This window comes from Paraburkholderia tropica, assembly GCF_900109265.1.
In the GTDB taxonomy this organism is placed as follows: domain Bacteria; phylum Pseudomonadota; class Gammaproteobacteria; order Burkholderiales; family Burkholderiaceae; genus Paraburkholderia; species Paraburkholderia tropica.
In genome coordinates this window covers 24512-50149 of the sequence record NZ_FNZM01000006.1, presented here as the reverse complement: position 1 = coordinate 50149, position 25638 = coordinate 24512, and the positions used below count along the sequence as shown (strand labels likewise).

Annotated in this window: 27 protein-coding genes; 16 read left to right on the top strand and 11 right to left on the bottom strand. The window is 65.0% G+C overall.

What is annotated here, in order from left to right; all coding sequences use genetic code 11:
* Positions 1-27 precede the first annotated feature (27 nt).
* Complete coding sequence (locus BMY06_RS10995) at positions 28-1527, bottom strand: UbiD family decarboxylase (protein WP_065064115.1); 1500 nt, start codon at positions 1525-1527, stop codon at positions 28-30.
* Positions 1528-1942: 415 nt separating this feature from the next.
* On the opposite strand from BMY06_RS10995, the gene BMY06_RS10990 reads away from it, so the two are divergent.
* Positions 1943-3487, top strand: a complete 1545-nt coding sequence (locus tag BMY06_RS10990; protein WP_074983073.1) for a methyl-accepting chemotaxis protein — start codon at positions 1943-1945, stop codon at positions 3485-3487.
* A 60-nt stretch (positions 3488-3547) separates the two neighbouring features.
* On the opposite strand, the gene BMY06_RS10985 is transcribed toward BMY06_RS10990, so the two are convergent.
* The 3 genes from BMY06_RS10985 to BMY06_RS10975 all read right to left on the bottom strand — a co-directional run bounded on the left by BMY06_RS10985 (position 3548) and on the right by BMY06_RS10975 (position 5982).
* Complete coding sequence (locus BMY06_RS10985) at positions 3548-4309, bottom strand: ABC transporter permease (protein ID WP_065064119.1); 762 nt, start codon at positions 4307-4309, stop codon at positions 3548-3550.
* A complete protein-coding gene (locus tag BMY06_RS10980; RefSeq protein WP_080180267.1) occupies positions 4306-5307 on the bottom strand; it encodes an ABC transporter ATP-binding protein in 1002 nt (333 codons plus the stop codon). Before BMY06_RS10980 ends, BMY06_RS10985 begins: the two co-directional genes overlap by 4 nt.
* Before the next feature lie 138 nt (positions 5308-5445).
* Entirely contained in the window at positions 5446-5982 is a 537-nt protein-coding gene (locus tag BMY06_RS10975; protein WP_074983071.1) for a GNAT family N-acetyltransferase, read from the bottom strand.
* A 333-nt stretch (positions 5983-6315) separates the two neighbouring features.
* Here BMY06_RS10975 and BMY06_RS10970 point away from each other — a divergent pair, with 333 nt between their 5' ends.
* Positions 6316-7383, top strand: a complete 1068-nt coding sequence (locus BMY06_RS10970; protein WP_074983069.1) for a purine-nucleoside phosphorylase — start codon at positions 6316-6318, stop codon at positions 7381-7383.
* Positions 7384-7445: 62 nt separating this feature from the next.
* On the opposite strand, the gene BMY06_RS10965 is transcribed toward BMY06_RS10970, so the two are convergent.
* The gene (locus BMY06_RS10965; protein ID WP_231957720.1) at positions 7446-8315 is read right to left on the bottom strand and encodes a LysR family transcriptional regulator; all 870 of its coding nucleotides are present in this window, start codon (positions 8313-8315) and stop codon (positions 7446-7448) included.
* A gap of 200 nt (positions 8316-8515) precedes the next feature.
* Here BMY06_RS10965 and BMY06_RS10960 point away from each other — a divergent pair, with 200 nt between their 5' ends.
* From BMY06_RS10960 to BMY06_RS10940, 5 genes are all read left to right on the top strand, one after another.
* Complete coding sequence (locus BMY06_RS10960) at positions 8516-8701, top strand: 4-oxalocrotonate tautomerase (RefSeq protein ID WP_065064125.1); 186 nt, start codon at positions 8516-8518, stop codon at positions 8699-8701.
* A 186-nt stretch (positions 8702-8887) separates the two neighbouring features.
* Positions 8888-9340 (top strand): MarR family winged helix-turn-helix transcriptional regulator, encoded by a 453-nt coding sequence (locus tag BMY06_RS10955; protein ID WP_074983067.1) that lies wholly within the window; start codon positions 8888-8890, stop codon positions 9338-9340.
* Between the two features lie 10 nt (positions 9341-9350).
* Positions 9351-10625, top strand: coding sequence for an MFS transporter (locus tag BMY06_RS10950; RefSeq protein ID WP_074983065.1), 1275 nt, complete (start codon positions 9351-9353; stop codon positions 10623-10625).
* Between the two features lie 184 nt (positions 10626-10809).
* Positions 10810-11112 carry a type II toxin-antitoxin system MqsR family toxin gene (locus BMY06_RS10945; protein WP_074983063.1) on the top strand — a complete coding sequence of 101 codons (303 nt, stop codon included), beginning with the start codon at positions 10810-10812 and terminating at the stop codon, positions 11110-11112.
* A gap of 2 nt (positions 11113-11114) precedes the next feature.
* On the top strand, positions 11115-11516 hold the full coding sequence (locus tag BMY06_RS10940) for a type II toxin-antitoxin system MqsA family antitoxin (RefSeq protein WP_065064248.1): 402 nt from the start codon (positions 11115-11117) through the stop codon (positions 11514-11516).
* 14 nt (positions 11517-11530) lie between these two features.
* On the opposite strand, the gene BMY06_RS10935 is transcribed toward BMY06_RS10940, so the two are convergent.
* Positions 11531-12385, bottom strand: a complete 855-nt coding sequence (locus tag BMY06_RS10935; RefSeq protein WP_124263201.1) for a DUF2071 domain-containing protein — start codon at positions 12383-12385, stop codon at positions 11531-11533.
* A 194-nt stretch (positions 12386-12579) separates the two neighbouring features.
* On the opposite strand from BMY06_RS10935, the gene BMY06_RS10930 reads away from it, so the two are divergent.
* From BMY06_RS10930 to BMY06_RS10910, 6 genes are all read left to right on the top strand, one after another.
* Positions 12580-12951: a GFA family protein gene (locus BMY06_RS10930; protein ID WP_065064133.1), complete on the top strand. Its 372-nt coding sequence runs from the start codon at positions 12580-12582 to the stop codon at positions 12949-12951.
* On the top strand, positions 12948-13118 hold the full coding sequence (locus tag BMY06_RS39570; protein WP_167371406.1) for a hypothetical protein: 171 nt from the start codon (positions 12948-12950) through the stop codon (positions 13116-13118). Before BMY06_RS10930 ends, BMY06_RS39570 begins: the two co-directional genes overlap by 4 nt.
* Positions 13119-13125: 7 nt before the next feature.
* A complete protein-coding gene (locus tag BMY06_RS10925) occupies positions 13126-13866 on the top strand; it encodes a response regulator (protein ID WP_065064135.1) in 741 nt (246 codons plus the stop codon).
* Positions 13863-15248 (top strand): sensor histidine kinase, encoded by a 1386-nt coding sequence (locus BMY06_RS10920; protein WP_080180269.1) that lies wholly within the window; start codon positions 13863-13865, stop codon positions 15246-15248. Before BMY06_RS10925 ends, BMY06_RS10920 begins: the two co-directional genes overlap by 4 nt.
* 170 nt (positions 15249-15418) lie before the next feature.
* Complete coding sequence (locus BMY06_RS10915; RefSeq protein WP_124263200.1) at positions 15419-16348, top strand: class I SAM-dependent methyltransferase; 930 nt, start codon at positions 15419-15421, stop codon at positions 16346-16348.
* A gap of 42 nt (positions 16349-16390) precedes the next feature.
* Entirely contained in the window at positions 16391-17569 is a 1179-nt protein-coding gene (locus BMY06_RS10910; RefSeq protein ID WP_110327022.1) for a GNAT family N-acetyltransferase, read from the top strand.
* 31 nt (positions 17570-17600) lie between these two features.
* Here the strand turns inward: BMY06_RS10910 and BMY06_RS10905 are convergent, their stop codons facing one another.
* On the bottom strand, positions 17601-17969 hold the full coding sequence (locus BMY06_RS10905; protein WP_065064139.1) for a cupin domain-containing protein: 369 nt from the start codon (positions 17967-17969) through the stop codon (positions 17601-17603).
* 327 nt (positions 17970-18296) lie between these two features.
* Between BMY06_RS10905 and BMY06_RS10900 the strand changes: the two genes are divergently transcribed.
* Positions 18297-18641 (top strand): DUF4148 domain-containing protein, encoded by a 345-nt coding sequence (locus tag BMY06_RS10900; RefSeq protein WP_065064141.1) that lies wholly within the window; start codon positions 18297-18299, stop codon positions 18639-18641.
* On the opposite strand, the gene BMY06_RS10895 is transcribed toward BMY06_RS10900, so the two are convergent.
* From BMY06_RS10895 to BMY06_RS10885, 3 genes are all read right to left on the bottom strand, one after another.
* Complete coding sequence (locus BMY06_RS10895) at positions 18626-19081, bottom strand: Rieske 2Fe-2S domain-containing protein (RefSeq protein WP_074983059.1); 456 nt, start codon at positions 19079-19081, stop codon at positions 18626-18628. The two genes, BMY06_RS10900 and BMY06_RS10895, sit on opposite strands and share 16 nt — an antisense overlap.
* A gap of 167 nt (positions 19082-19248) precedes the next feature.
* The gene (locus BMY06_RS10890; protein WP_074983058.1) at positions 19249-21213 is read right to left on the bottom strand and encodes an acid phosphatase; all 1965 of its coding nucleotides are present in this window, start codon (positions 21211-21213) and stop codon (positions 19249-19251) included.
* A 209-nt stretch (positions 21214-21422) separates the two neighbouring features.
* Entirely contained in the window at positions 21423-22412 is a 990-nt protein-coding gene (locus BMY06_RS10885; RefSeq protein ID WP_080180271.1) for a LysR family transcriptional regulator, read from the bottom strand.
* A 238-nt stretch (positions 22413-22650) separates the two neighbouring features.
* Between BMY06_RS10885 and BMY06_RS10880 the strand changes: the two genes are divergently transcribed.
* Complete coding sequence (locus tag BMY06_RS10880; RefSeq protein WP_074983056.1) at positions 22651-23955, top strand: MFS transporter; 1305 nt, start codon at positions 22651-22653, stop codon at positions 23953-23955.
* Between the two features lie 77 nt (positions 23956-24032).
* Positions 24033-25244, top strand: a complete 1212-nt coding sequence (locus tag BMY06_RS10875) for a M20 aminoacylase family protein (protein WP_074983054.1) — start codon at positions 24033-24035, stop codon at positions 25242-25244.
* Between the two features lie 28 nt (positions 25245-25272).
* Here BMY06_RS10875 and BMY06_RS10870 read toward each other — a convergent pair whose 3' ends face one another.
* Complete coding sequence (locus BMY06_RS10870) at positions 25273-25557, bottom strand: hypothetical protein (RefSeq protein ID WP_065064151.1); 285 nt, start codon at positions 25555-25557, stop codon at positions 25273-25275.
* Positions 25558-25638: the final 81 nt, after the last annotated feature.

Below are 25638 nucleotides of genomic sequence, written 5' to 3'. Positions count from 1 at the left end.
GGTTCAACGTGCGTTTGAGCGCGCGTTTCAGTTGCCGTTGAAGCCCGGCAGGAAGCGGTTCACATCGACTTCGAGGAACTTCGAGCGCTCGAATTCGTGCTTGAGCTTGAACGGCACCGTGCAGTCGAAGATCGTCTTGCAGCTCGTGCCCACTTCCGGAATGCTCGGGCTGAACGCGGGCGTCTGCGACGGGTCGAGCGGATGGCAACGCACGCCGGGAATGTTGATGGTGTCGACATCGCCCTGAAAGCGCGTCTGCATGGCCCACAGCACGTCGTCGGTGTCGAAGATATCGACGTCTTCATCGACGAGCATCACGTGCTTCAGTTCGGGGAACGCCGCGAACGCGAGAATCGCGGCCTGGCGCTGGCGGCCCTCGTCGACCGCCGCCGACTTCTTGAACTGCATCACCGCGAGCAGCTTGCCGCCGCCCGAATTGTGCGCGTAGACGTTGAGCAGCTTGCCCGGCATCGCGCGCTCGACCATCTGCAGAATGCTCGCCTCGGTCGGAATGCCCGCCATGTTCACGTGCTCTTCGCCGGGGCCCATCGTGGTCTGCAGAATCGGGTTGAGGCGGTGCGTGACGGCCTTGACCTTGATGACCGGCAGCTCGTCCTTCGCTTCACCGGTGTAGCCGGGGAATTCGGGCATGGCCTTGCCGGTGTCGGTGTTCTGGTCTTCGCGTTGGCGCACGTTCGGCAGCAGTTCGCCTTCGATAACGATCTCGGCGTGCGCAATGGCGCGCGCATTGATCGTCAGACACTGCGAAAGTTCGACCGGACGGCCGCGCAGCGCGCCCGCAATCTTCAGTTCGTCGTAGCCGAGCGGCGTGGTCGGCGGCTCGAAACACGCGGCCACGTAAATCGCCGGATCGACGCCGATGCTCACCGAAATCGGCAGCGGCTTGCCGGCGGCTTCGGCCTTCATGCGGAAGGCGTCGATATGGCGGCCCGGTGTGAGCCACATCGTCAGCTCGTCCTTGCTCTGCACGCACAGACGGTGAATCGTCACGTCGTGCTCGCCGGTTTCCGGATCGGCCGCGTAGCACAGGCCCATCGTCAGATAGGGACCGGCGTCTTCGGGCGTGTTGGTCGGCGCGGGGAGCAGCGTACGCAGATCGAAACCGGGTTCGTCGGCGCGATGCACGATTTCCTGGCAGAACGCGCGGCCCGGTTCGGCGAGCACCGGTTCGATCGGATGCTGTACGGAATCCTTCAGCAGAAAGCCGAGCTTTTCCGGTTCCGCGCCGAGCAGACGCGCAACCCGCTTGCGCGAACCCAGCATGCCGATGGCGACGCGAAATGCCGGAAAGCCTTTGACGTTGTTGAACATCATCGCGGGGCCGCCGCGTTTGGTCGGACGCGCGGTCGTGCCGCCCGCGCCGACGTAGCGATAGACGCCGGACAGTTCGGCTTCGGGGTCGACAGGTTCGTTCGTTTCGACGTATTCGCCTTCGTGTTGCTTGAGCAGTTCGATGGCCGAGCGCAGGTCGGTCACGTTGGCGGCGGTGAGAGTCGGTTCGCTCATGTTCGTTTCTCCAGAATGGCGGGTTGTGCTGGACACGTGGACGGCTGCGTCCTTCCGTGGAGAAAAGTATGCAGTTTGCGATACGAAAGATCGATATACATGGACCGTCAATTTTAATAAGTGAAAACTTATGTCTATAACGGCAGCGAAAAGTGGTGGAGAGGCGGCGGAGAAGCGGCCCATCTGATTGGCGCGCGTTGCGTTGCGAGTTGTTTATCGGGCGGTGACGGCGCGGTCGGGCTGGCGCTTCGGCCCATCAAGGCATTCGCGGTGTGACGTGTTGCGGAGTCGCCGTGATGGCGGGCGCGACGCGAGCCGCGTTCCCTTCAGTGCTGAATGCATCGGTCGATATCCCCGGCATGGAGTCGAAATCTGAATGGCTCCACACGATAAATAATGGGAGACATCGAGGAACATGCGCAATCTCAGCTTCAAGGCGACGTTATGGAGCACCGTTGCCGTGGTGTGGTTCAGTCTGCTCACGCTTTCCGTCATCAATTCGATCGCGACCCGAAATCTGATGATGGACGACCGCGTGGCCTCGCTGCGCGAGCAGGTGCAATCGGCAGTCAGCATCGTTCAGGGTTATGAAAAGGCGGCGCGCGAGGGCAAGATGCCCGTCGCCGAGGCGCAAAACCGCGCGCTCGCGCAATTGCGCTTTATCCGATACGGCACGAGCGGTTACTTGCTCGTGGTGGATTCGTCGATGCTGCAATTGCTGAATCCGGTCAAGCCGGAATTCGAAAACAAGATCAACGATCTCGTCGACGAAACGGGCAAGCATTTCACCGCTGAAATCATTCAGCACGATCGCGACGGCACGCACACGACGACCTATCGTTTTCCGAAGCCGGGCGAAACGCGTACGCAGCCCAAAATCGCCTATGGCCAATATGTCGAAGCGTGGGATTGGCACGTCTATACCGGCGCGTATGTCGACGATATCGACCGCGAGTTTTATCTGCATCTTGCGTATGGCGTGGCCATTGTCTGCGCCGTGGGTCTCGCGGTCACGCTGGTGTTTGGTCTGATCATTCGCCGCGTGAATGGCCAGCTTGGCGGCGATCCGCAATTCGTGGCGGGCGTGTGCGAGCGCATTGCACAAGGCGACCTCACGATGCGGCTCGACGTGCGGCCCGATCAGGCGCATAGCCTGATGGCGTCCGTTCACGCGATGCAGCAACGCCTGCGTCTCGCCATCGACGCCGTGAAGCTGTCGGCGGGTTCGATTGCCGGGGCCACCAACGAAATCGCCACCGGCAACGCCGATCTTTCCGCGCGCACCGAAGCGCAGGCCGCCGCGCTCGAACAGACGGCGGCGAGCATGGAGGAACTGACTTCGGCCGTGCGCCAGAACTCGGGCAACGCGGAAACGGCCAGCGAATTCGCGTCGCAGGCGCAGCAGATCGCGCGCGAATGCAGCGCGGCGGTGTCGAGCGTGGTCGACGCGATGTCGCGTATCGACGATAGCGGACTGCGGATTGGCGAAATCATCGGCATGATCGAAGCCATCGCGTTTCAAACCAATATTCTCGCGCTCAACGCGGCGGTCGAGGCGGCGCGCGCGGGCGAACAGGGACGCGGATTCGCCGTCGTCGCGTCCGAGGTGCGTTCGCTCGCGCAGCGTTCGTCGTCGGCGGCGAAGGACGTGCGTGGCGTAATCGAATTGTCCGCGTCGAATGTGAAGCAAGGCAACGCGTCGGTGGCGGTTGCGGGCGACGCAATGCAGCGCGCGCATGCTTCGATCGAACGCGTGGCGACGCTGATTGGCGAGATCGCGTCGGCTTCGCACGAACAAAGCCGCGGCATCGATCAGATCAATCAGGCCGTGACGCAAATGGATCAGGGCACGCAGCAGAATGCCGCGCTGGTCGAACAGGCGGCCGCGGCCGCCGCTTGTCTGCGCGATGAAGCGCGCAAGTTGTGCGATGCAGTCGAGACGTTCAGAACGCAGGCATAAAAAAACGCCAGCGCGCGTGAGCGGCTGGCGTTTCTGATCCGGCGACTTCGCGCGCGATGCCTAGTTTTTCAGGCGATAACCGGTCTTGAAGATCCACGCGGTAATCGCGAGGAACAGCGCGAGAAAGGCGGCGGTCATGCCGAGACTGACGCCGACCGCCACATCGGCGAGCCCGTAAAAACTCCAGCGAAAACCACTGATCAGATAGACGATCGGATTGAACAGCGTGATCACGCGCCACGCCTGCGGCAGCATATCGACCGAATAGAAACTGCCGCCGAGAAACGTCAACGGCGTGATGATCAGCAGCGGCACGATCTGCAGCTTTTCGAAATTGTCCGCCCAGATGCCGATGATAAAACCGAGCAGACTGAACGTGACCGCGGTGAGCAGCAAAAACAGCATCATCCAGAACGGATGCTGGATCTGCAGCGGCACGAACAGCGCGGCGGTGGCGAGAATGATCAGTCCGAGCAGAATCGATTTGGTGGCCGCTGCGCCCACATAAGCGATGACGATTTCGAAATACGATACGGGCGCCGAGAGCAACTCGTAAATCGTGCCGGTGAAGCGCGGAAAATAAATCCCGAACGACGCATTCGAAATACTTTGCGACAGCAGCGAAAGCATGATCAGACCCGGCACGATGAACGCGCCGTAGCTCACGCCATTCACTTCCTTGATGCGCGAACCGATCGCGGAACCGAACACGATGAAATAGAGCGACGTCGAAATGACCGGTGCGACGATGCTCTGCATCAGCGTGCGCCGCGTGCGCGCCATTTCGAAACGGTAGATCGCGCGGATGGCGTAGAGGTTCATCGTGAGGTCTCCTGGTCCTGGCCGCTTTCGGCAGACGTAGCGGATGTAGTGGCCGTGCCGCGCGCGGCAGCCGCCGCGTCCTTGCCGACGAGACTCACGAAGATATCCTCCAGCGAACTCTGGCTTGTTTTCAGATCGGTAAAGCCGATGCCGGCATCGCCCAGGCTCTTGAGCAGCGCGATGATGTCGTTGCGCTCGTTTTCGGCGTCGTAGGTATAGGTGAGTTCGGCTCCGTCGTTGCCCAGTTCCAGACGCCACGCGGCGAGCGTGGGCGGAATGGCGGCGAGCGGCGTATCGAGTTGCAGCGTCAACTGCTTGCGGCCGAGCTTGCGCATGAGTACGTCCTTGCGCTCGACCAGCATGATTTCGCCCGCATTGATCACGCCGATGCGGTCGGCCATTTCCTCGGCTTCCTCGATGTAGTGCGTCGTGAGGATAATGGTCACGCCGTTGGCCTTGAGGCCGCGCACGAGTTCCCACATATCGCGGCGCAGTTCGACGTCCACGCCGGCGGTCGGTTCGTCGAGAAACAGGATTTGCGGCTCGTGCGCCAGCGCCTTCGCGATCAGCACGCGGCGTTTCATGCCGCCCGACAGCGTGAGGATCTTGTTGTTGCGCTTTTCCCAGAGCGAAAGATCGCGCAGCACGCGCTCGACATAAGCGGGGTTGGGCGGCTTGCCGAACAGACCGCGGCTGAATGACACGGTGGCCCAGACGGTTTCGAAGGCGTCGGTCGTGAGTTCTTGCGGCACGAGGCCGATCAGCGAACGCGCGGCGCGATAGTCCGTGACGATATCGTGACCGGCGACGCGCACGCGGCCTTCGCTCGGATTGACGATGCCGCAGACGATGCTGATGAGTGTCGTTTTGCCCGCGCCGTTTGGCCCGAGCAGCGCGAAGATTTCGCCGCGACCGATATCCAGATTGATGTTCGAGAGCGCGCGGAATCCCGTTGCATAGACTTTCGAGAGATTCTCGATGGAGAGGATCGTTTGCATGTGCGTGACATTACCAGAATCGGCGCCGGAGCATGGCGGCCGGCGAACGCGCGGGCGCGTGCGCCGTTGAGCCGGGCCGATTGGTGTGCGAATCGTGTCTGGTCCGCGCCATTGTTGGCGTGGCCGGAATAATGCGGGCTAGTCGGTGGCGAGTCGCGCGTAGAGCATGAAGTCGCCGGGCGTGCCGCGCACCATGCGATAGCTGCGCAGCAGGCCTTCGTGGCGGAAACGGGCGCGTTGCAGCACACGCGCCGAGCGCGCATTGCTGCTCAATACCGTGCCCTGGACGCGGATAAAGCCGTACGCATTGAACGACCAGGCCGCGACCGCATTGCAGACCGCGCTCGCGATACCCTTGCCCCAGTGCGAGGGCGCAAGGTCGTAGGCAATTTCGGCAGTGTGGTTCACGTCGGAAATCGTGTGGAAGCCGATCGTGCCGATCAGCTTTGCGTCGTCGTCGCTGACCATCGCGAGGCGTCGCACCGATTGCGTCGCGGTCGATTCGAAAGCGTCGAACATCGGCAGGAGATCGGCTTGCGAGCGCAGATTCCAGCTCGTGTGCTCGACCACATGCGGTAACGACAGATACGCGTACCAGGCGTCGATGTCGGCGCGTTCGAGTTGCCGTAGCGAAATGCCGGGATAACCGGACACGGGAGGCGATTCGATTTGCATGAAGACTCACGAAAATGGGAGCGTGGGTTTTAAACGAATCAGCCGTGATGAAATGGCCCACTTTGATTGATCGATTGTCGGCGATTTACGCACCGGGGTCGAGTGGCACGCTATGCGTAACGATTGCGGCCATTGTCATGCTTCACCTTCAAATTCCTGACCACTTGCCAACAGAATTATTTATCGGCTTATACTGGACGTCGCCTGAATGGCTTTCGCGGATTTCATTTCAGGTCCCACGCTGCACGCCAGTAAAACAAGACCTTAATCGACAAAACGGCACGCGATTCACGTTTCGCAACCGCAGTTCTTACCTCACAGGTGGGGCCTCCTATGCTTAATCGTGCTTTTTATGCAGTGCTTTCATCGTGGCTGGTGGCGGGCGCAGTCGCTGCACCGGATATCGCCCAGGCCGACGACAGTTTCGCGCAGGACGACGGCGGTTCGCACGGCCGTCCGGTCAAGGTGATGATCATCTCCATGTTCGGCCCCGAAGGCCAGGTGTGGCTCGATCATCTCGGTCCGTGGCAGGACATCACCGTGGCGGGCTTGTCGCCCGATTATCCGGCGGTGCATTGCAATCGCCAGGATGTCTGCGTGATGACGACGGGCATGGGTCACACGAATGCCGCCGCGTCGATCATGGCGCTGACGTTCTCGCCGCGTTTCGATTTGCGCCACACCTATTTCATGGTGGCGGGCATCGCGGGCATCGATCCGCAACAGGGCACGGTGGGTTCCGCCGCGTGGGCGAACTGGCTCGTCGACTTCGGCATTCAGTGGGAAATCGACGGACGCGAAATTCCGGCGGGCTGGAATACGGGTTATCTCGGCATCAACACGACCGACCCCACGCAGAAGCCGCCGCTCGATTACCGCACCGAAGTGTTTCAGCTCAATCCGGCGCTCACGAATGCGGCTTTCGCACTGTCGCGCAACGTCACGCTTAGCGATAACGCGCAGGCGCAGGCGGCGCGCGCCAAATACAGCTATGCGCCGGCGAATCGTCCGCCGACCGTGATCCAGTGCGATACGCTGGCGGGCGATACGTGGTGGTCGGGCACCGACATCGGCGAGCGCGCGCGGCAGTGGACAAAGATTCTCACCGACGGCAAGGGCACTTATTGCACGACGCAGCAGGAAGATAACGCCACCTACGAGGCGCTCAAACGCGCGGCGGCGACGCATCGTGTCGATCTCAATCGCGTGGCGGTGCTGCGCGCCGGTTCGGATTTCGATCGGCCCTATGCGGGGCAAACAAGCGCCGATAATCTGCTGAATTACGCGGCGCAGGGCGGCTTTACAATCGCCATCGATAATCTGTATCTCACCGGCAATCCGCTGGTGCAGGATATCGTCAAGCATTGGGGCGAATGGCGCGACGGCGTTCCGCAGCGCTAAGCCATTTGCTGCTGCGCGTAGCGTTCGCGAAGCGTAATCGCGAACGCTATGCGTGCGTTCGGTTATGACGCCGACAAACGCTTGACTAAGAAATCGATGGCACTCCGTAGCATGGCCGTGGGCCGCAACTCGCGCGAATGGACGAGATGCATCGGCGTATGCACGTGGCTCCATTCGGGCAGTACCGGCACGAGGCGGCCTTCGGCCAGATCGTTTTCCAGCAGCAGATCCGGTTGCAGCACGATGCCCGTGCCGCGCAGGGCCGCGGCGCGCAACGCTCGACCGTCGTTCGCAGTGAAGCGACCTTCCACCGGCACATGGCAGATCTGCTGATCGGGACCGACGAGCGCCCAGAAAAACTCCTTCTTTTTCCAGTAGGCGAGGCCGAGGCAGGCGTGATCGCGCAATTGCGCAGGCGATTCCGGCTGGCCGTGGCGTTCGAGATAGGACGGCGCGGCGGCGAGCACGCGTCGATACGCATGCAGCGGATGCGCGACGAGATCCGCGCTGTCGAGTTCGCCGATATGAATCGCGAGGTGATAGCCCTCGCGCATCAGATCGACCGGTGCATTGTCGAGCGTGAGATCGACGCTGACTTCGGGATGCCGTTCGAGATAATCGGCGAGCACCGGCGCAAGTTTTTCGCTGCCGAAGCTGACCGGCGCGACGATTTTCAGTCGGCCGCGCGGACTGCTGCGCAATTCGGCGGCGCTGGCTTCGGCCTGTTCGAATTCGTGCAGCGCGCGTTTGCATCGCTCGTAATAGAGCGTGCCGATTTCCGTGAGCTTGTGTTGACGCGTGGTCCGATGCAGCAGCCGCGCGCCGAGCCGCTCCTCGATCTCTCGCACGTGTCTCGCGGCCATGGTCGCGGTGACGTTGCTCAGTGCGGCCGCCGCGGCAAAACTTCCGGATTCGACGACGCGGACGAACATTTGCATTCCCGCTAATTTATCCGCCATGCGCATCCCCGTTTGATCGTGCAATTGATATTGCACTTGCTGCCGTATTCAATGCCGCATTCCAAACTGCGTGGTTTGGAGTATCCCAACCCCTAGCCCGTTTATCCATGCCTCGCGCTTCCCGATAATGACTGCGTCCGCGTCGATGGAACGCGGTAAAAAACGGAGTCATTATGCCTATCCTTCGAATTGAAATGCATCCGGGCAAGACGCTCGAACAAAAGCGCGAACTCGCAAGCGGCATTACGCGTGTGTTCGTCGAAACCTTGGCGTGTCCGCCGGAGGTCGTCGAAATCGTCTTTAACGAAATCGAAAAGGACGCGTGGGCGGTCGGCGGAAAACTGAAATCCGATACGTGATGTGAGTGCATCGGCATTCGCCGGATAAATGGCTTTCCGTGGGTGAGGAAGGCCATTTTTCGTTTGGGAGCCGAGGCTGCGCGTTCACTTTACGATTTTCTTACGCACAAACCGGAGGTCGTCGGGCATCGACTAGATATGAAGTTTAACTTTGTAGTTTGGCTTCATATCTTCTAGAATGCGTGCATGACTTCCTCACATGACGAACCGGTTTCCGAACTGGCCGGCGCGCTGGCCGGCGACCTGCGCGCGTTGGTCGGCAAGCTGCGGCGGCGCATGCGCGAGCAGGGCAGCGCGGGCGATTTCACGCCGTCGCAGATCGCCGTGCTGCTGCGGCTCGAACGCGACGGCGCCGCCACCGTGTCCAGCCTCGCGCGCGCCGAAGGCATGCGCCCGCAGTCGATGGGCACGATCGTGGCCGCGCTGGAGGCGCTCGGGCAGATCGAGGGCGCGCCGGACCCCGCCGACGGCCGCCAGACGCTCTGGTCGCTCACCGAGACCTTCCGGCGCTCGGTGCGCGCGAGTCGCGCGGCGCGCGAGGACTGGCTCGGCCACGTGATCGACGCGCGGCTGTCCGGCACCGAGCAGACGCAGCTCGCGCGCGCGGTGCTGCTGCTCAAGCGCCTCGTGGACGAGTGAGGCCGCACGCATGAGCCAGCCGCAAGATTCCCAGGGCGCGACCGCGCGCGCCGAACCGGCGACCGGCATGTTCCGCTCGCTGCGCAGCTTCAATTACCGCGTGTGGTCGGCAGGCGCGCTGGTGTCGAACGTCGGCACGTGGATGCAGCGCACCGCGCAGGACTGGCTCGTGCTCACCGGCCTGACGCATCACAGCGCGGCGGCCGTGGGCATCGTCATGGGCCTGCAATTCGGGCCGCAACTGCTGTTTCTGCCGTGGTCCGGCTATGCCGCCGATCACTTCGATCAGCGTCGTCTGCTGATGTTCACGCAGGCTACGCTCGGCACGCTCGCGCTGCTGCTCGGCCTGCTCACGATCACGGGCACGGTGCAGCTCTGGCACGTCTACGTGTTCGCGTTTCTGTTCGGCAGCACCACGGCGTTCGATTCGCCGGTGCGCCAGACCTTCGTCTCCGAACTGGTCGGCGACGCCGATCTCGCCAACGCCGTCGCGCTCAACTCCACCTCGTTCAACGCCGCGCGGATGATCGGGCCGGCCGTGGCGGGCGTCGTGATCGCCTCGGTCGGCGTGGGCTGGGCGTTCGTGCTCAACGGACTGTCGTTCATCGCCGTGCTGGTGTCGCTCACGCGGCTGCGCACCCGCGATCTGCGCCTGCGCGCGCGGGCGAAACCGGCGAAGGGCAGCCTGGTGGCGGGGTTTCGCTACGTGTGGTCGCGCCCGGACCTGAAGGCGATCGTCGTGATGCTGTTCCTGATCGGCACGTTCGGCCTGAACTTTCCGATCTTCATTTCGACGATGGCGGTGCGCGTATTTCACGCCGATGCAGGCGGCTACGGTCTGCTCTCTTCGCTGATGGCGGTGGGCACGGTGTCGGGCGCGCTGTTCGGCGCGCATCGCAGCCGGCCGCGCTTCGAGTCGTTGCTGATCGCCTCGGCGGTGTTCGGCGTTGGTTGCGCGCTCGCGGCGATTGCGCCGAGCTACGGCTGGTTCGGCGCGGCGCTGGTGCTGATCGGCGTGGCGGCGCTCACGGTCACGACCGAGACCAACAGCCTGATGCAGCTCTCGACCGAACCGTCGATGCGCGGCCGCGTGCTGGCGATCCGGCTCGCGGTGGCGCTGGGCGGCACGCCGATCGGCGCGCCCATCGTCGGCTGGGTGGCCGATCACCTCGGGCCGCGCTGGGCGCTGGTGGTGGGCGCCGCGTCGGGCATCGCGGCCGCGGCGGTGGCGGCGCGCGTGATGTGGCGGGAGAAACGGCGGGAGGGCGCGCCGGAGGAGGAATAGGCCATCTGCCGAATGTCTAGCCAGGATCGAAATCAAGCCCCCGCATGGGCGATATCGATTCCAGGACACGCTGGCGGGCATGCTGCCCGATCCGGCAAAGACGTTGCTCTCGCCACGCGCGCGCGAAGGCAGCGGAGGTGAAATTAACCTACTTGCCAAATTAACCGAGTAGGTTAAAATCCCGATGGAAAAGCGTACGCCGCATTGCAAACTCGCGCGGGTTCACGAACTGGTACGGGCCGGGCGCGTTCGCGCCACGCGCAGCGCTTACGAAGGCGCGCTCGAATTGGGCATCCGCGATCTCTCCGGCATGTGCTCGGTCGTGTTGTGCCTCGCACCCGGCGATTTCCACAAGAGCATGACGACCTATGCCGATCATCGCGTGTGGCAAGACGTCTATCGCGCGACCGTCGAGCACGGGCGCAGCGTCTATCTCAAGTTGACCGTCATCGACGACGTCCTGATCGTCTCGTTCAAGGAGTGGTGATCGTGAAATGTCCGGCCTGCGGCGGTGCGAATCTGGTCCACGAGAACCGCGATCTGACTTACGCGTACAAAGGCGAGTCGACCGTGATTCCGGCCGTGACGGGCGACTATTGCCCGGCGTGCGGCGAGGCGGTATTCGAGCGTGTGCACGGTGACCGCTACGCCGAGTGCGTCGCCGCGTTTCAACGCCAGGTCAACGCCGCTTACGTCGATCCGCTGTTCATCGCGTCCGTGCGCCGCAAGCTCAATCTCGATCAGCGCGAAGCCGCCGAAATTTTCGGCGGTGGCGTCAATGCGTTTTCCCGTTACGAGAACGGTAAGACGAAACCGTCGCTGGCGCTGGTGCAACTGCTCAGGCTGCTCGATCGTCATCCTGATCTGCTCGGCGAGATCCGCGCCGCCTGACGCGCACAGTTTTCCTAAACCACCCGCTCCGACACCACCCGAAACGCCGCTCTGGGCACGACAAAACAAAAAGGCTCGCCGGTCGCGCCGATGCGTTCGAGAAACGCGCCTTGCACGGCCCCGGCGGCTGTTTCCAGCGGTTGCGCGGTGGCGATATCGATCGGCAGATCGATCAATGCATGCGCAAGCCGCTCGCAGTCTTCCACCCGCGAAAGCGCGCCGTCCTGCAGACAAAGCCATTCCACCGCGCTCTCCCACGTTTCGAAGAACGGCGCGAGCGCGGGCGTCAGCGCGCGTGTTGGCGTGCGTTGTGCTTCGCAGCGGAATTCGGGCGCGCTGCCGCGTCCGCTTTCGATCGACGTCACGTAGCGCCCGTCGTCCGCGCGATGCGCGAAACGCCGTGCGAGATGCGACGGCAGCGCGTCGCTGAACAGCCGGCTGCCGATCGCGTAGAGCGGATCATCGAGAATATTCTTGACGAACAGCACCGTCGGCGCCGTCGTTTCGACCCCGCCAAACGCCTCCACATAAAAGCGCCAGTTGCTTTGCAGCGGTGACGGAAAAAGCCGCCGCAGCGGCCCGGCGAGCGTGGGGCCGAAGTGCCGGTGCGCGTAGGTGAGGATCGTGAACAGCGTCTTGCCGTCGCGTTGCACGAGTTCGACGCCGGGCGGGACGAGCGCCGCGATGCGCGCCGCATCGACGGCCCAGGTGCAATAGACGATGTCGCGCACATCGCTGGCCAGTTGCATGAACGGCAGGCGCGAGAACAGGGCGCGGCGCGCGCGCAGCAGCGTCGGGCAGCCGACGAGGCGCTCGCTGATCGCGCCCAGCGCGCCGGGCCAGGGGGACACGAATGCGTTGTCGAACAAACGGGGCTCCGCAGGTTTCAGAACGACCGGCAGTATGCCCTGGCGGCCTGCCAGGCCACGCCACGTCCCGAAATTCGCCCCGGCGTGCAATGTTTTGTGTCGCCCACAAACGCAGATACATTGCGATACAAACGCCGTCTCCCGCTGCGCTATAAAGCATCCATCGCCATTACACGCAACGAGGAGCCCGCATCATGGAAGCCAGCCGCCTGCACGGCTCGTGTCACTGCGGCGCCGTGCGCTTCGAGGTCCGCACCGCGCTCACGCCTGCCGCCCGCTGCAATTGCAGCCTGTGCCGCCGCAAGGGCGCGCTGATGTCGCCGCCGTTCGAGGCCGCCGATCTCACGGTCGGCGCGGGCGAGGACGCGCTCACGCTCTATCAGTTCAATACGCAGGTCGCGAAGCACTATTTCTGCAAGCACTGCGGTATTTATCCGTTTCATCAGACGCGCAAGGACCCGAAGCTGTGGCGCGTCAATCTCGGCTGTCTCGACGGCGTCGATGTCTACGCGCTCGAAGCCGGTGTGAACGACGGCGCGAGCCTCTCCGTGGTGGAGGACGCATGAAACGCCTGCTTGCCCTGTTCGCCTTGCTCGCGGGCGGTCTCGCGACGGAAGTGGCGCATCCGCTGTCGTGCACGCTGATGTCGTCCACGCGGCGCGAAAAACGCGAAGGCAGCAATGCCGCCGCCATCCGGCGCAGCGTGCGTCGGCAAACGCAGCCCGGAGTATGATCGGCGCATGGAAAAAATCGACCACATTCTGATCGTCGACGACGATCGCGGCATCCGCGAACTGATCGCGGGCTACCTCGAAAAGAACGGCATGCGCGTGAGCGTCGCCGCCAACGGACGCGAGATGCGCGCCGCGCTCGACAACGGCGCGCCCGATCTGATCGTGCTCGATCTCATGATGCCGGGCGAGGACGGTCTCGTGCTCTGCCGCGATCTGCGCGCGAGCCGTTTTCGCACGGTGCCGGTCGTCATGCTCACGGCGCGCAGCGAGGAAACCGATCGCATCGTCGGCCTCGAAATGGGCGCCGACGACTATGTGCCGAAGCCCTTCGCCGTGCGCGAACTGCTCGCGCGCATCCGCTCGGTGCTGCGCCGCACGCGCATGCTGCCGCCCGGCATGCAGGTGACCGAAACCGCGCCGATGCTCGGCTTCGGCGAATGGCGGCTCGACACCACGGCGCGCCATCTGCTCGACGAGGAAGGCACGCTGGTCGCGCTGAGCGGCGCGGAATACCGGCTGCTGCGCGTGTTTCTCGATCATCCGCAGCGCGTGCTCACGCGCGATCAACTGCTCAATCTGACCCAGGGTCGTCAGGCCGATGCGTTCGATCGCTCGATCGACCTGCTCGTGAGCCGTCTGCGTCAGCGTCTGCGCGACGGCGCGCGCGAGCCGCGCTACATCAAGACGCTGCGCAACGAGGGCTATGTGTTCTCGTCGTCGGTCGACGTGATCGAAGGTTCGGCATGAGCACGGCCACCCACGATGCGGCAGGCGCGGCGCCGCCCGCTGCGCGCGGCGGCGGTCCGCTGCACTGGCCGCGCTCGCTGTTCGCGCGTCTCGCGCTGATTCTCTGCGTGGGCCTTGTGCTCGCGCAGACGCTCTCGGTCTGGCTCACGCTCACCGAACGCGACGAGACCACCGCGAACATGATGATGGATTACGTCGAGCGCGAAGTGGCCAGTTCGGTCGCGCTGCTCGACAATCTGCCGCCGTCCGAGCGTGCGGCCTGGCTGCCGCGTCTCGCGCGCCGCAGCTATACGTTCATGCTCGATCCGGGCGTGCCCGGCGTCGCGCCCGATGCGACGCTGTCGCGGCGCTACGAGTCGGCCATCGAGCGCGGTATCGGCAAGCATTACGCGCTCACGGTCAACGCGATTCCCGGCGACGACGAGCATCTGCAGGTGCATCTGCGTCTCTCGGACGGCTCGCCGCTGACGATCGACGTGCGGCCGCAGACCGCGCTGCCGCTGTCGCGCTGGCTGCCGCTCGTGCTGATCGTGCAGCTCGTGCTGCTGGCGTTCTGCTGCTGGCTGGCGGTGCGCGTGGCGACGCGTCCGCTCGCGGCGCTGGCGCGCGCCGCCGACGGCCTCGGGCCCGACCTCAAGGCCGAGCATCTCGACGAGAGCGGCCCGTCGGAAGTGGCGCGCGCGGCGCGGGCGTTCAATGCGATGCAGGCGCGCATCGCGGGCTATATGGCCGAACGCATGCAGATACTCGCGTCGATTTCGCACGACCTGCAAACGCCGATTACGCGCATGCGTCTGCGCGTCGACACGATGGACGACGACGAGCAGGGCACCAGGCTGCGCCAGGATCTGCAGGAGATGGAACAGCTCGTGAAGGAGGGCGTGGCGTATGCGCGGACCTTGCATGGTGCGTCGGAAGTGCCGGTGCGTCTCGATCTGGACGCGCTGCTCGACAGCCTCGTGTGCGATTACGTCGATGCGGGCAGCGACGTGGTCTACGACACGCGCACGGCCGTGGCGGTGGTGACGCGTGCGAAGGCGCTCAAGCGCATCGTCGGCAATTTCGTCGATAACGCGCTGAAGTTCGCGGGCGCGGCGGAGATCGCGCTGAGCGCCGGACCGGGCGGCGACGACGTGACCATCGCCGTGCTCGATCGCGGGCCGGGCATTCCGGAAGAGTCCCTGGAGAAGGTGTTCGAGCCGTTTTACCGGCTGGAAACGTCGCGCAATCGCGGCACGGGCGGCACCGGTCTCGGACTTGCGATCGCGCGTCAACTGGCCTCGGCGATGGGCGCGCAACTCACGCTGCATAACCGCGCGGGCGGCGGCCTGGAGGCGCGGCTCGTGTTGAGAAAGAATGGGGTGGCGCAAGCGGGGCGATGAGCCGTCTGCGCATCGCGCGTTGCAGCCGCGAATCGCCAACGGCGCCGTGTCCCGGCGCCGTTGGCTTTTGAGGTCCACTCGCCGCATCGCCAGCCGTGAACGCGGGTGCGGGCGTTGTCGTAATCCACCTGAACTATGGCGGCTCGCGCGCGTGCGCGTGAGGTATTGATGTGAGCATTGCCCGCCTCGCATCGAACGCAACCGGCCACGACCTCATGCACACGACGACCCACGGCGGACCGCGCCACACGCTGCGCCGCGCGCTCAAGCAACCGTTGCTCAACGTCGTCGCGCGGCTGCCGGACGGCGTGCAGCGCGCCATGTTCGCGCCGCGCATGCGCCGCATCTGCATCCGCGTGCCGCTGCTGCGCGCGGTCTATTCGGGCTGCCTGCGCCGCCATCCGTTCGACCTGCAATACGGCATCGATACGAGCGGTCTCGTCGACGCGCAGGCGCTCCAGCGCGATCCCGGCCTCGTCGCCCAACTGAATCCGTACATGGGCTCGCAGCCCACCATCATCCGGCGCGCGATCGACACGCTCGGCGACATCGCGGGCTACACCTTCATCGACATCGGCTGCGGCAAGGGGCGTCCGCTGGTGGTCGCGTCCGAGTATCCGTTCGCGCGCATCCTCGGTTGCGACATCAGTGCCGAACTCGTCAAGACCGCCAACGAGAACGCCATCGCGATCGCGGGGCGCTTCGCGCATCGTCCGCCGATTCGCGCGATTGCGGCCAACGTCGCCGATCTCGCGCTGCCGCCGGGCAACGCCGTCGTGTTCCTGTTCAATCCGTTCGGCCCCGAGTTGATGGCCGCGCTGCTCGCCAAGCTGGAGGCGGCGCTCGCGAGCGGCGCGAGCGGTCATTTGTTCGTGGTCTACGACAACCCCGTATGCGGCGATGTGTTCGATGCCTCGCCGCATCTGCAGCGCTGGTTCGCACGCATGTTCGCTTACGACAGCGGCGAACTCGGCTTCGGGCCGGAGGAACGCGAGGGCGTGGTGATCTGGCAAAGCGTGCGCGGCGCGCGGCCCGACGCGTTCGCCGACCGCCATCGCCGTATCACGACCCGCGACCGCATGAGCGCGTCGCTCGATTAGCACGCGGGGTCCTGTGCCCGCTACCGCTCAACGAGGAGTTCCGTGACGACCACCACGATCCCGCTGCCCGCCGCCTCATCCGCGGCGGCGCCATTTCGCTTCGAAGTGCTGACCTGCGCGACGATCGAGGCGTTTCGCGCCTTGCAGCCGCAATGGCGTGCGTTGCTGGGGAAAAGCGAGGCGGCGTCGCCGATCGTCGATTTCGCCTACGCGGAACTGGCCGCCGAGCGCGCGCTCGCGAGCGGCGCGATCGTCGAGGTCGCGGCCGTCTACGAGGAGCTCGACGTGTGCGTGCTGTGGCCGGTCGCGATCGAGCGCCGCGGCGTGCTGCGTTGCGCGCAACCGCTCGGCAGCGGTTGCGGCGAGGAGTACGGCGGCCCGCTGATTGCCGATACGCGGCGGGCCGAACTCTACGAAGCGGCCGTGCGCGCGGTGCGGCGTCTGCATGCCGATCTGCTGACCGTGCCGATGCTCGAGGAAGGCAGCGCGTTGCAGCGCGCGCTCGCCGCCGCGCCGCAATCGTGGGTGCGCCGCCGCTTGCCCGCGCGCTGGCGCGTGATGCCGGGTTATGCGATCGGTCTGCGCGCCTGTGCGAACTGGGACGACTATCTCGCGACGCGCCATGGCTCGTTGCGCACGGCGCTGCGCGCTAGCCTCAAGCGGCTGCGCAAGCTCGGTCACGTGAGTTTCGACTGGTGTGCGAACGCCGACGAAGCGCGCACCGTGCTCACGTGGCTGTTCGCGAACAAGCGCCGCTGGGCGCTCGCGCGCGGCATCGATTCGCCGTATCTGATGGATGACGGCGTGCGCGACTTCTTCATCGAGCTTGCGCAGCGCATGGATCTGTCGCGCACGCCGCTGGTCGCCTGCGTGAAGGTGGAAGGGCGGCCGGTGGCGGCGTCGGTGAATCTCGTCGGCGCGCAGTCGGTCGAGTATTTCATCACGACCTACGACGAGGCGTTCGGGACCTATTCGGTCGGCAATCTGCTGGTCGAATTCATCGCGCAATGGGCGCATGCGCACGAGCGCGATTTCGATTTTCGGCCGCTCTACGGCGACTACAAGGTGCGCTGGGCCGATCGGCACACGCTGCACGAATCGCGGCTCGTGGTGCTCGGCGCGCGCGGGCGGCTGATCGAATTGCCCTTGCTGGCGCGCTTCGCGAAGCGCGTGGGACGCAAGCTGCTGTCGATCGCACGCGCCCGCAGAAAGCGCGACTGAGTGCGAAGCGGCGCATGCGTTCCGATGCGTCTCAGCACGCCAGCGGAATGAACACGTTGAACTGGCCTTCGTCGGGATGGCGCGAGCGATGGCCCTTGCCCGTCGTGTCCTCGCAGAGGACGACCGTGCCGGGGTCGCAGCGACGCGTGTCGCCGTCGCTGGTTTCGAATTCCACCCAGCCCGTCATCCAGATCACGAACTGGCGCACGGGCGTCGTGTGCCAGTCGGCTTCCTTGAGCCCGGCGGGCACCCAGCCGAAGCGCACGGCTTTCGCGGGCTCCCACGTCGAGAGAAAGATCGGCGGGATGCCGGGAAAGAGTTCGAGCGGCGTGAGCGCAATGTCGATGTCCTCGAAATGGGACTCGCCCTCAGCGTCGGCATAGATGCGTAGGCATTTCATGGGGCGCGTCCTCCGGGCGGCCCCGGCGGCCGCATCGAGAACGATCATGCGCCACGCGTTCCGTTCGCGCAATTTGGGCGCTTGCCGCGCTGCAGCGTGCCGGCGCGTTTGCGACGCGATTTTCGTGCGGGTGTGTATCGCTATGTGTCTACGCTGCGGGTGGACACACGGCCTTGCAAAAGTACCGCACTGCGCAAACACGCCAGATACGTGCGGGGATTCAAATACCTCCATGCCAGTCAGCAACGCCGCAAACGGCGCAACGAAGCGGACTGGACACCGCGCCCGACGCGCGGTTCACATCAACCGAACCCGGAGGTGCATACCATGAAGCTGATCCAATCCCTGCTCGTCGCCGCTGTTGTCGCTGTTCCCGTCGCCCTGCCGGCCGCTGCGTTCGCGCAGTCGAATGCGCCGCTCACGCGGGCGCAGGTGCGCGCGGAACTGGTGCAACTGGAAAAGTCGGGCTACAACCCGGCCGCCGATTACACGCAGTATCCGCAGAATATTCAGGCTGCGCTGGCGCGTGAGAGCGCAAAGAACGGGGCGGATGCGTCGGCTTATGGCGGTGCGGCGAATAGCTCGGCTGGCAGCGTGGACAAGGGCGCATCGGTGTCGCCGTCGGCCGGGCAGGACGTGGTCGGTCTCGGCCCGATCTACGCGCACTCGTGATGGCTGGCGGCGGACGCGCGGGCGTCTTTGACAACGGCCGCGCGGGCGAGCGGCGCGCGCACCCAGACGTAGCCGTTGCGTTCGTACGCGTCGTGCACGGTGGCGTGGATCTTTGCGTCGCAGCGCGCCGACTGCGTGCTGCTGATGAGCCGGATCTGCTGACCGTTCACGTCGAAGCGCCAGCCGTGCGAGGCGCAGGCGATCAGGCCGCCCGCCACCACGCCGTCCGACAAGGTCTCGCCGCGATGCGGGCAGCGGTCGTCCCAGACGTGGATGCCGCCTTCGCCGTCGCGCCAGACCACGAGTTGCTTGCCGTCGAGCGTGGCGGCGCGCGCGCGATTTTCCGCCACGTCGCTGCTGGCGCATAACGGCGTCCAGCGCGGCGCGTCCTCTTGCGAGGTCGGATTCGGCAGATCTGGCGGATTCAGCGGCTCATTCATCGGCGCAATTCGGAAAACACAAAGCCGGCACGCGGCCGGCAGGTAAGCAGAGGGTTCCTGCGATCTTAATGGATCGCGCGGCAGTGTGCCGGACACCATGCAAAAAGCCCCGGCGAGCCGGGGCTTTTCTTCATCGCGCGTGAATCGATGTGTCAATCAGCGCCACATCACGACGACAGCTTCACCGACACCCCCGTCGACGTATAAACCGGCGTGGCCTTGAAGCCGTCGACGGTCACGCTCGTGAAGGACTTCGTCGCGCCAGCGCCGTCGATCAGGTCGAGCGTGTCGCCGGCCTTCGGCGTGTAGCCGTTGACGAACTTCACGTGCAGCGCGCCGCCCGCGATCGTGAGCTGGCCGCCGACGCGCAGACGTCCGCCGCCGTTGCCGTCGATATCGAGTTCGAGCGTTGTGTTGGCGAGCTGCGTGTACTTGCCCGTCACCGCCACCGGCGCACTGGCGCTCACGGCCACGCCGCCGGCGCCCACGTAGACGTCGCCGCTGCCGAACGCGTTCGCCGATCCGGCCGCGAGCACGCCGCCGCTGATCTGCGTGCCGCCGCTATAGCTGTTGTTGCCCGCGAGCGTGAGCGTGCCGCTGCCTTGCAACGTGAGCTTGCCCGTGCCGCCGATGTCGTTGCGCCACGTGTCGGCGGCATTGAAGCCGCCCTGGGTGGCGTCCATCGACACGATCACGTTGCCGTTGAACTGGCCGTAGCCGTCGCCGGCCGCGAACATGTTCAGGCGGCCCCAGCCTTCGGCGTCGTCCATCACCGGATAGCCCGAGGCGAGTTCCGTCGTCTTGAGCACGACGCGGCGCTGGTCGGCGCTCAGATACGGGAAGCGCGTTTCCAGCAGCACTTCGGCGCCCTTGGGCACGACGGGCGGCGCGTCGGTCGATTCGATCGGCGCAAAGCCGAAGGTCATGCGGCGCGCGAACTCCGTTTTGTTGGTCGCGTAGTCGGCGAAGCGGTCGGTCGTCGTGGTGCCCGAATGCGCGTAGGCGGCGAAGCTCGTCGCGTCGGTGCTCGTGGCCTGCATCAGCGCGCTGTGCGCCTGCGTGTATGCCGCGCTCTTGAGCGTCGCGTTGGCCGGATCGTAGAGATTCGCGGCCGTGGCGGCGAGCGCGAACATGCGGCCGCCGATCACGTCGAGCGGCGAATGCATGCCCGCGAGAATACGGTTTTCGCCGAGTTCGAGGCCGCGGCTCGCCATTTCCTGGAAGCGCTCGGGGACGACGTAGGCCATCGTCATCGCGTCGCGCATGGCTTCGGCTTCGTGACCGCTGATGAAGCCGCCGTCCGTCGAAGGCGTCGTGCTGATCGCGGGGACGAGCGTCGGATCGACCACCACGGCGGTGCTCCAGCGGAACGGCCGCGCGTACTTGTAGAAGCGCTTGGCCGGTTCCGTCGACGCGTTGTTGCCCATCGTGTTGAGCAGATCGACGACCTTGCCGAAAGTGGCGTTGGTCGTGCTGCCCACGCCGATGTTGTTGCCCGAGTCGTTGTAGAGGACCGTGGTGGCGTCGCCCGAAATCGACGTGATGCTCGTGGTCTGCTGCGCCGCCGTGCGCCACGCGCTCGTGAGCGGGCCCATGCCGTCGGTCACGCTGTAGCCCTTGCCGCGACGGTCGTCGTAGTAGGCCGCGTCGGCCTGCGCCTGGGTGCGCTGCGTGGTGGCGTTGACGACGTACTGCACGTTCGCCGTGTGCACGGTGTTGTTGAGCACCGCGCCGCCGGGCGTACCGTCGTTGGGCAGGCCGGTCCACGTCGATTGCACGACGGCCGGGAACGAGCCGTTCGCGGCGGCGCTCACGCCCGCGTCGACGAGCAGCGTGAGCGGTTGCCAGATGTCGAGAAAGCGCGCGCCCACGCGCACGCCCGCATTCGTCGCGAGCGTGGCGTAGCGCGCGTCGCCTCGCTGGTTGGTCGCGATGTTGTCGACGAACGCGGGCACGTCGGGAATCGGCGCGTTATCGACGAAACCGGGATCGGCGGGCGCGGCGGGAATCGCGCTCGTGGTCGTGGCTGCGTCGTGGCTGCCGCCGCACGCGGCCAGCGCGGCGAAGCTCGACAGCACCGCGAGGCGCAGGGGAAGAAGGCGGCGCGAGGCGCGGCGGCATGAAGCGGACATCTGATAACTCCGTCGTCGTGGTTAACGGCGGCGGATTATGGTCATGCCCCATTACTCTGGAATTACGGAAATATTTCGTAAGTGTTAATCCGTTCACTATTTGAAAGCCGCGAAAGGGTGCGTCGCGAAGGAAAGCCGCACATGAAAAGGCTTTGCTCGGGTTTTATCGTGCGCGAAATGGCAATCGAATCAGGGTTCTAATTACGTGATTATTTTTGCGTGGCCGCGGTTTTGCGTGCGCGCGGCGCGGCGCCCGCGCTGGCGCTGCCCGCGGCGGCAAGACGCGGCGACACCATTTTCTTACCGCGATGGCGGATTTCCTTACTGAATTCGAGGCAGGTTTGTGTCATCAGATCGGTGGAGCGATAGACCATATAGACGTGGTAATCCGGTAATTCGTCGCGAATCGGCAAGGGTTTGAGCGCTTCGGGATTCAGGACGAGCGGACCATTGCGGCCGTAAAACACGAAATCGGACCAGACGCTGATGAGGTCGGTGCAGGTCGCGAGTTGCAATCCGAGCAGATTCGAACTGCTTTGCACGACGTTGCGCGGCATCTCCAGCCGGTGCAGCCGCATCAGGCTCGCGAGCGGGCTGCCGGGATCGTCGAGCGGATCGAGCGTGAGCCATTCGGCGTCCACCAGCGAGCGGATGCGCGTGCTGCGTCCGAGCGGATGGCCGGGCCGTGCGGCGACCAGCATGCCCACGGAAAAAAGCGGTTCCCACTGGAAGGCGCTCGTCCCCGCGCCGCTGTTGGTGGAGATCAGCGCGATGTCGAGATGGCCCTCGCGCAGGCCTTCAAGAATCTGCTGCGGGCGCATTTCATAGGCGTGAATCGCCACGCCCGGATAGCGCGCGCGGAACGCGGCGATGGCCTCGGGCAACGGGCCGCTCGACGCCACGGCGGAAAAGCCGATATTCAATTGCGCCTCGGCATGGCCGCGCATCGATTCGATGTCTTCGAGCGCGTGCCGCAATTCATGCTCGACCACGCTCGCGCGTTTGACGAGCGCGCGGCCGTATTGCGTGAGACTCACGCCGCGCACGGAGCGCGAGATCAGCGTCACGCCGAGTTCGCGTTCGAGTTCGGCCATGGCCTTCGAGAGCGCGGGCTGCGAGACGTGCAGGCTGCGCGAGGCCTCGTGCATGCTGCCGTGCTGCGCGAGCGCGAGCAGGACGCGCAACTGATGCAGTTTCATCGGATGGATTCCTTCGGCGCGCGGCGCGAAAGCGATGTCGCGACGCTCGGTAGTTATCCCGATGGCCCGTGCACATCGGTTATGAAAGCGATTCTATCTGGTTATCACGATGAAAATTTCTCACTTCTTTCAAAAAGGCGCTTGGCCTGAATATCGAATCGCCTGATGCGCGGACTGCGATGCGCACAGCGTGAACCGTCCCGAACGCGCCGTTCGACCCAGCCCGCGGAGATTCGCCATGAATGACGTAACGCTCAGCAGCGCCGACGACGCGCCCGACCGCCAGTCGCACCCACAAACGCGCGCCAGCCAGGTCCGCCTGATCGCCGCATGCTCGATCGGCAACGCGCTCGAAATGTACGACTTCACGGTCTACAGCTTCTTCGCGCTGCTGATCGGCCACCTGTTTTTCCCCTCCGATAGCCCCTACGGTTCGCTGCTGCTGGCGGTCGCGACGTTCGGCATCGGCTTCGTGATGCGCCCGCTCGGCGGCCTCGTGATCGGCAGCTATGCCGACCGGCGCGGCCGCAAGGCGGCCATGACGCTCACCATCGCGCTGATGGTCGGCGGCACGCTCTGCATCGCGTTCGCGCCCACGTATGCGCAAGCGGGCGTCTGGGGCTCGCTGGTGCTGCTCGCGGGCCGCCTGTTGCAGGGCTTTTCGCTCGGCGGCGAGATCGGCGCGTCCACCTCGATGCTGATGGAAGCGGGCGCGGTCAACCGGCGCGGCTTTCGCGTGAGCTGGCAACTGGGCAGCCAGGGCATCTCGGCGCTGCTGGGCGCGCTCACGGGCGCCGCGCTGTACGCGACGCTCACGCCGACGTCGCTCGAAAGCTGGGGCTGGCGTCTGCCGTTTCTCGGCGGCCTCGCGATCGCGCCCGTGGGCCTCTATATCCGCTCGAAACTCGACGAAACGCACCACGCCGAACCCGATGCGGCCAGCCCGCTCGGCACGCTCATGCGCGAGCACGGCGCGAAGGTCGGGCTCGGCATTCTCGCCGTGACGGCGGGCACGGTGGGCATGTACCTCGTCGTGTTCTTCATGCCGACGTACATGATCCGCGTGCTCAAGATGCCGCCGTCGCTCTCGCTGCTTTCGGGCTGCGCGACCGGCGTCACGATGCTGATCGCCTCGCTCGTGTCGGGCCGTCTCGCCGACCGGCTCACGCGCCGCAAACCGCTCGTGATGGCCTCGGTTCTCTTCAACATCGTCACGGTGATACCCGCGTTCTGGCTGATGACGCGCTTTCCCAGCGTGCCGCTCGTGCTGCTGCTCTCGGTCGTCATGACGGCCTGCGCCAACCTCGGCTCGACGCCGATGCTGCTCGTGCTCATGGAGATGCTGCCCGCCTCGGTGCGCGCGAGCGGACTGTCGGTGATCTACAGCGTGGGCGTGACGGTGTTCGGCGGCAGCTCGCAGTTCATCGTCACCTGGCTGATCGCGAAGACCGGCAATCCGCTTTCGCCCGCGCTTTACATGGTGGCGTGCGGATGCGTGACGCTGTTTGCCGTGTGGCGGATCCGCGAGCGCCGCGTCGCTTGATGGCGGATCCAACACGCTGCATCGAATACGAATATCCACGCCGACAAGGCCCAGGAACCTGAGAGGAGTCCATCGACATGAAGCGCGAATCCACCCTCACGCCATTTCAGCTGTTGCCGACGCTGCTGCCCGAGATCGAAATCGACGCGGAGACCTTCATCGGGATTCGACGGCAGATTCATTCGCAGCCCGAACTGGGTTTCGAAGTCGGCGCGACCGCGAAACTCGTGGCGATGCTGCTGGAACAATGGGGCTACGACGTGCATACGGGCATTGGCCGCAGCGGCGTGGTCGGGCAACTGAAGCTCGGCGCGGGCACGAAGCGGCTCGGCATTCGCGCGGACATGGACGCGTTGCCGATCGTCGAAAACACGGGGCTGCCGTATGCGAGCCAGCACGCGGGCAAGATGCACGCGTGCGGTCACGACGGCCACACGGCGATTCTGCTCGCGGCGGCGAAAACGCTGGCGCAGCGGCGCGATTTCGACGGCACGCTGAACCTGATTTTCCAGCCCGACGAAGAAAACCTCTGCGGCGCGAAGGCGATGATCGATGACGGCCTGTTCGAGCGCTTTCCCTGCGATGCCGTCTACGCGCTGCACAACATGCCGGGCATCGCGGCGGGCACGTTTCGCGTGCTGGCGGGCCCGGTGAGCCTGTCTTCCGATGTCGCCGACGTCACGCTCAAGGGCGTGGGCGGACATGGCGCGATGCCGCATCGCGTGAAAGATCCGGTCGTGGCCGCCGCGGCGCTGATCACGGCCTTGCAGACGGTGGTCGCGCGCAACGTCGCGCCCGACGACACGGCCGTGGTCTCGGTCGGTTTCATTCGCGGCGGCGCGACGCATAACGTGATTCCCGAAACGGTCACGCTCGGCGTGAACATTCGCGCCGCGCGCCCGGACACGCGCGCGCTGGTGGAGCAGCGCGTGCGCGAGATCGTCGCGTTGACGGCGCAGGCGCATGGCGTGGAAGCGCAGATCGACTATCGCCAGCTCACGCCGCCGATGGTCAATGCGCCCGAGGAAACGTTGCTGGCGCAACAGGTTTGCACGGAACTCGTCGGCGCGGAGAACGTGGTGGTGCAGGCCCCGAAGGGCCTCAACGGCAGCGAGGATTTCGCGTGGATGCTCAACGCGGTGCCGGGCTGCTATCTGCTGCTCGGCAACGGCGAGGGCGAGTTCGGCGGCTGCATGGTGCACAACCCCGGCTACGATTTCAACGACCAGGTGCTGCCGCTCGGCGCGGCCGCGTGGGTGCGCCTCGTGCAGCGCTATCTCGTGGCTTGAGGCGTTGCTTGAGGCGTTGCTTGAGCGTTCAGGACGCGTCGATCATTTTGTCGACGAGTTTGTCGACGATGCCGCGGCCCACGCTGTAGCCGCCCATCAGCGCATCGGCTTCGGACTCGAAGGCGCGGCCCGTGGTGCGGTCGATGCGCAGGCGCGCGTACGGTTGTGTGTCGGGGTGCTCCGGCGAAGCGTCGGCGGCAATCAGCAGCACGGCGATATGGTCGAGCGCCGTGGCGCCGCCGTCCGGCGCGCGGCAGACGGTTTCGACGCTGACGTCGATCACGTGGCCGCGATGGTGATAAAGGCGTTTCATGCGTGAGGCTCGGGCGCGGCAAGGCGCGGTGGACGAGCGCCGATTATGCGGGCTGCGTGCTTAGCACACGCTTAAGACAAT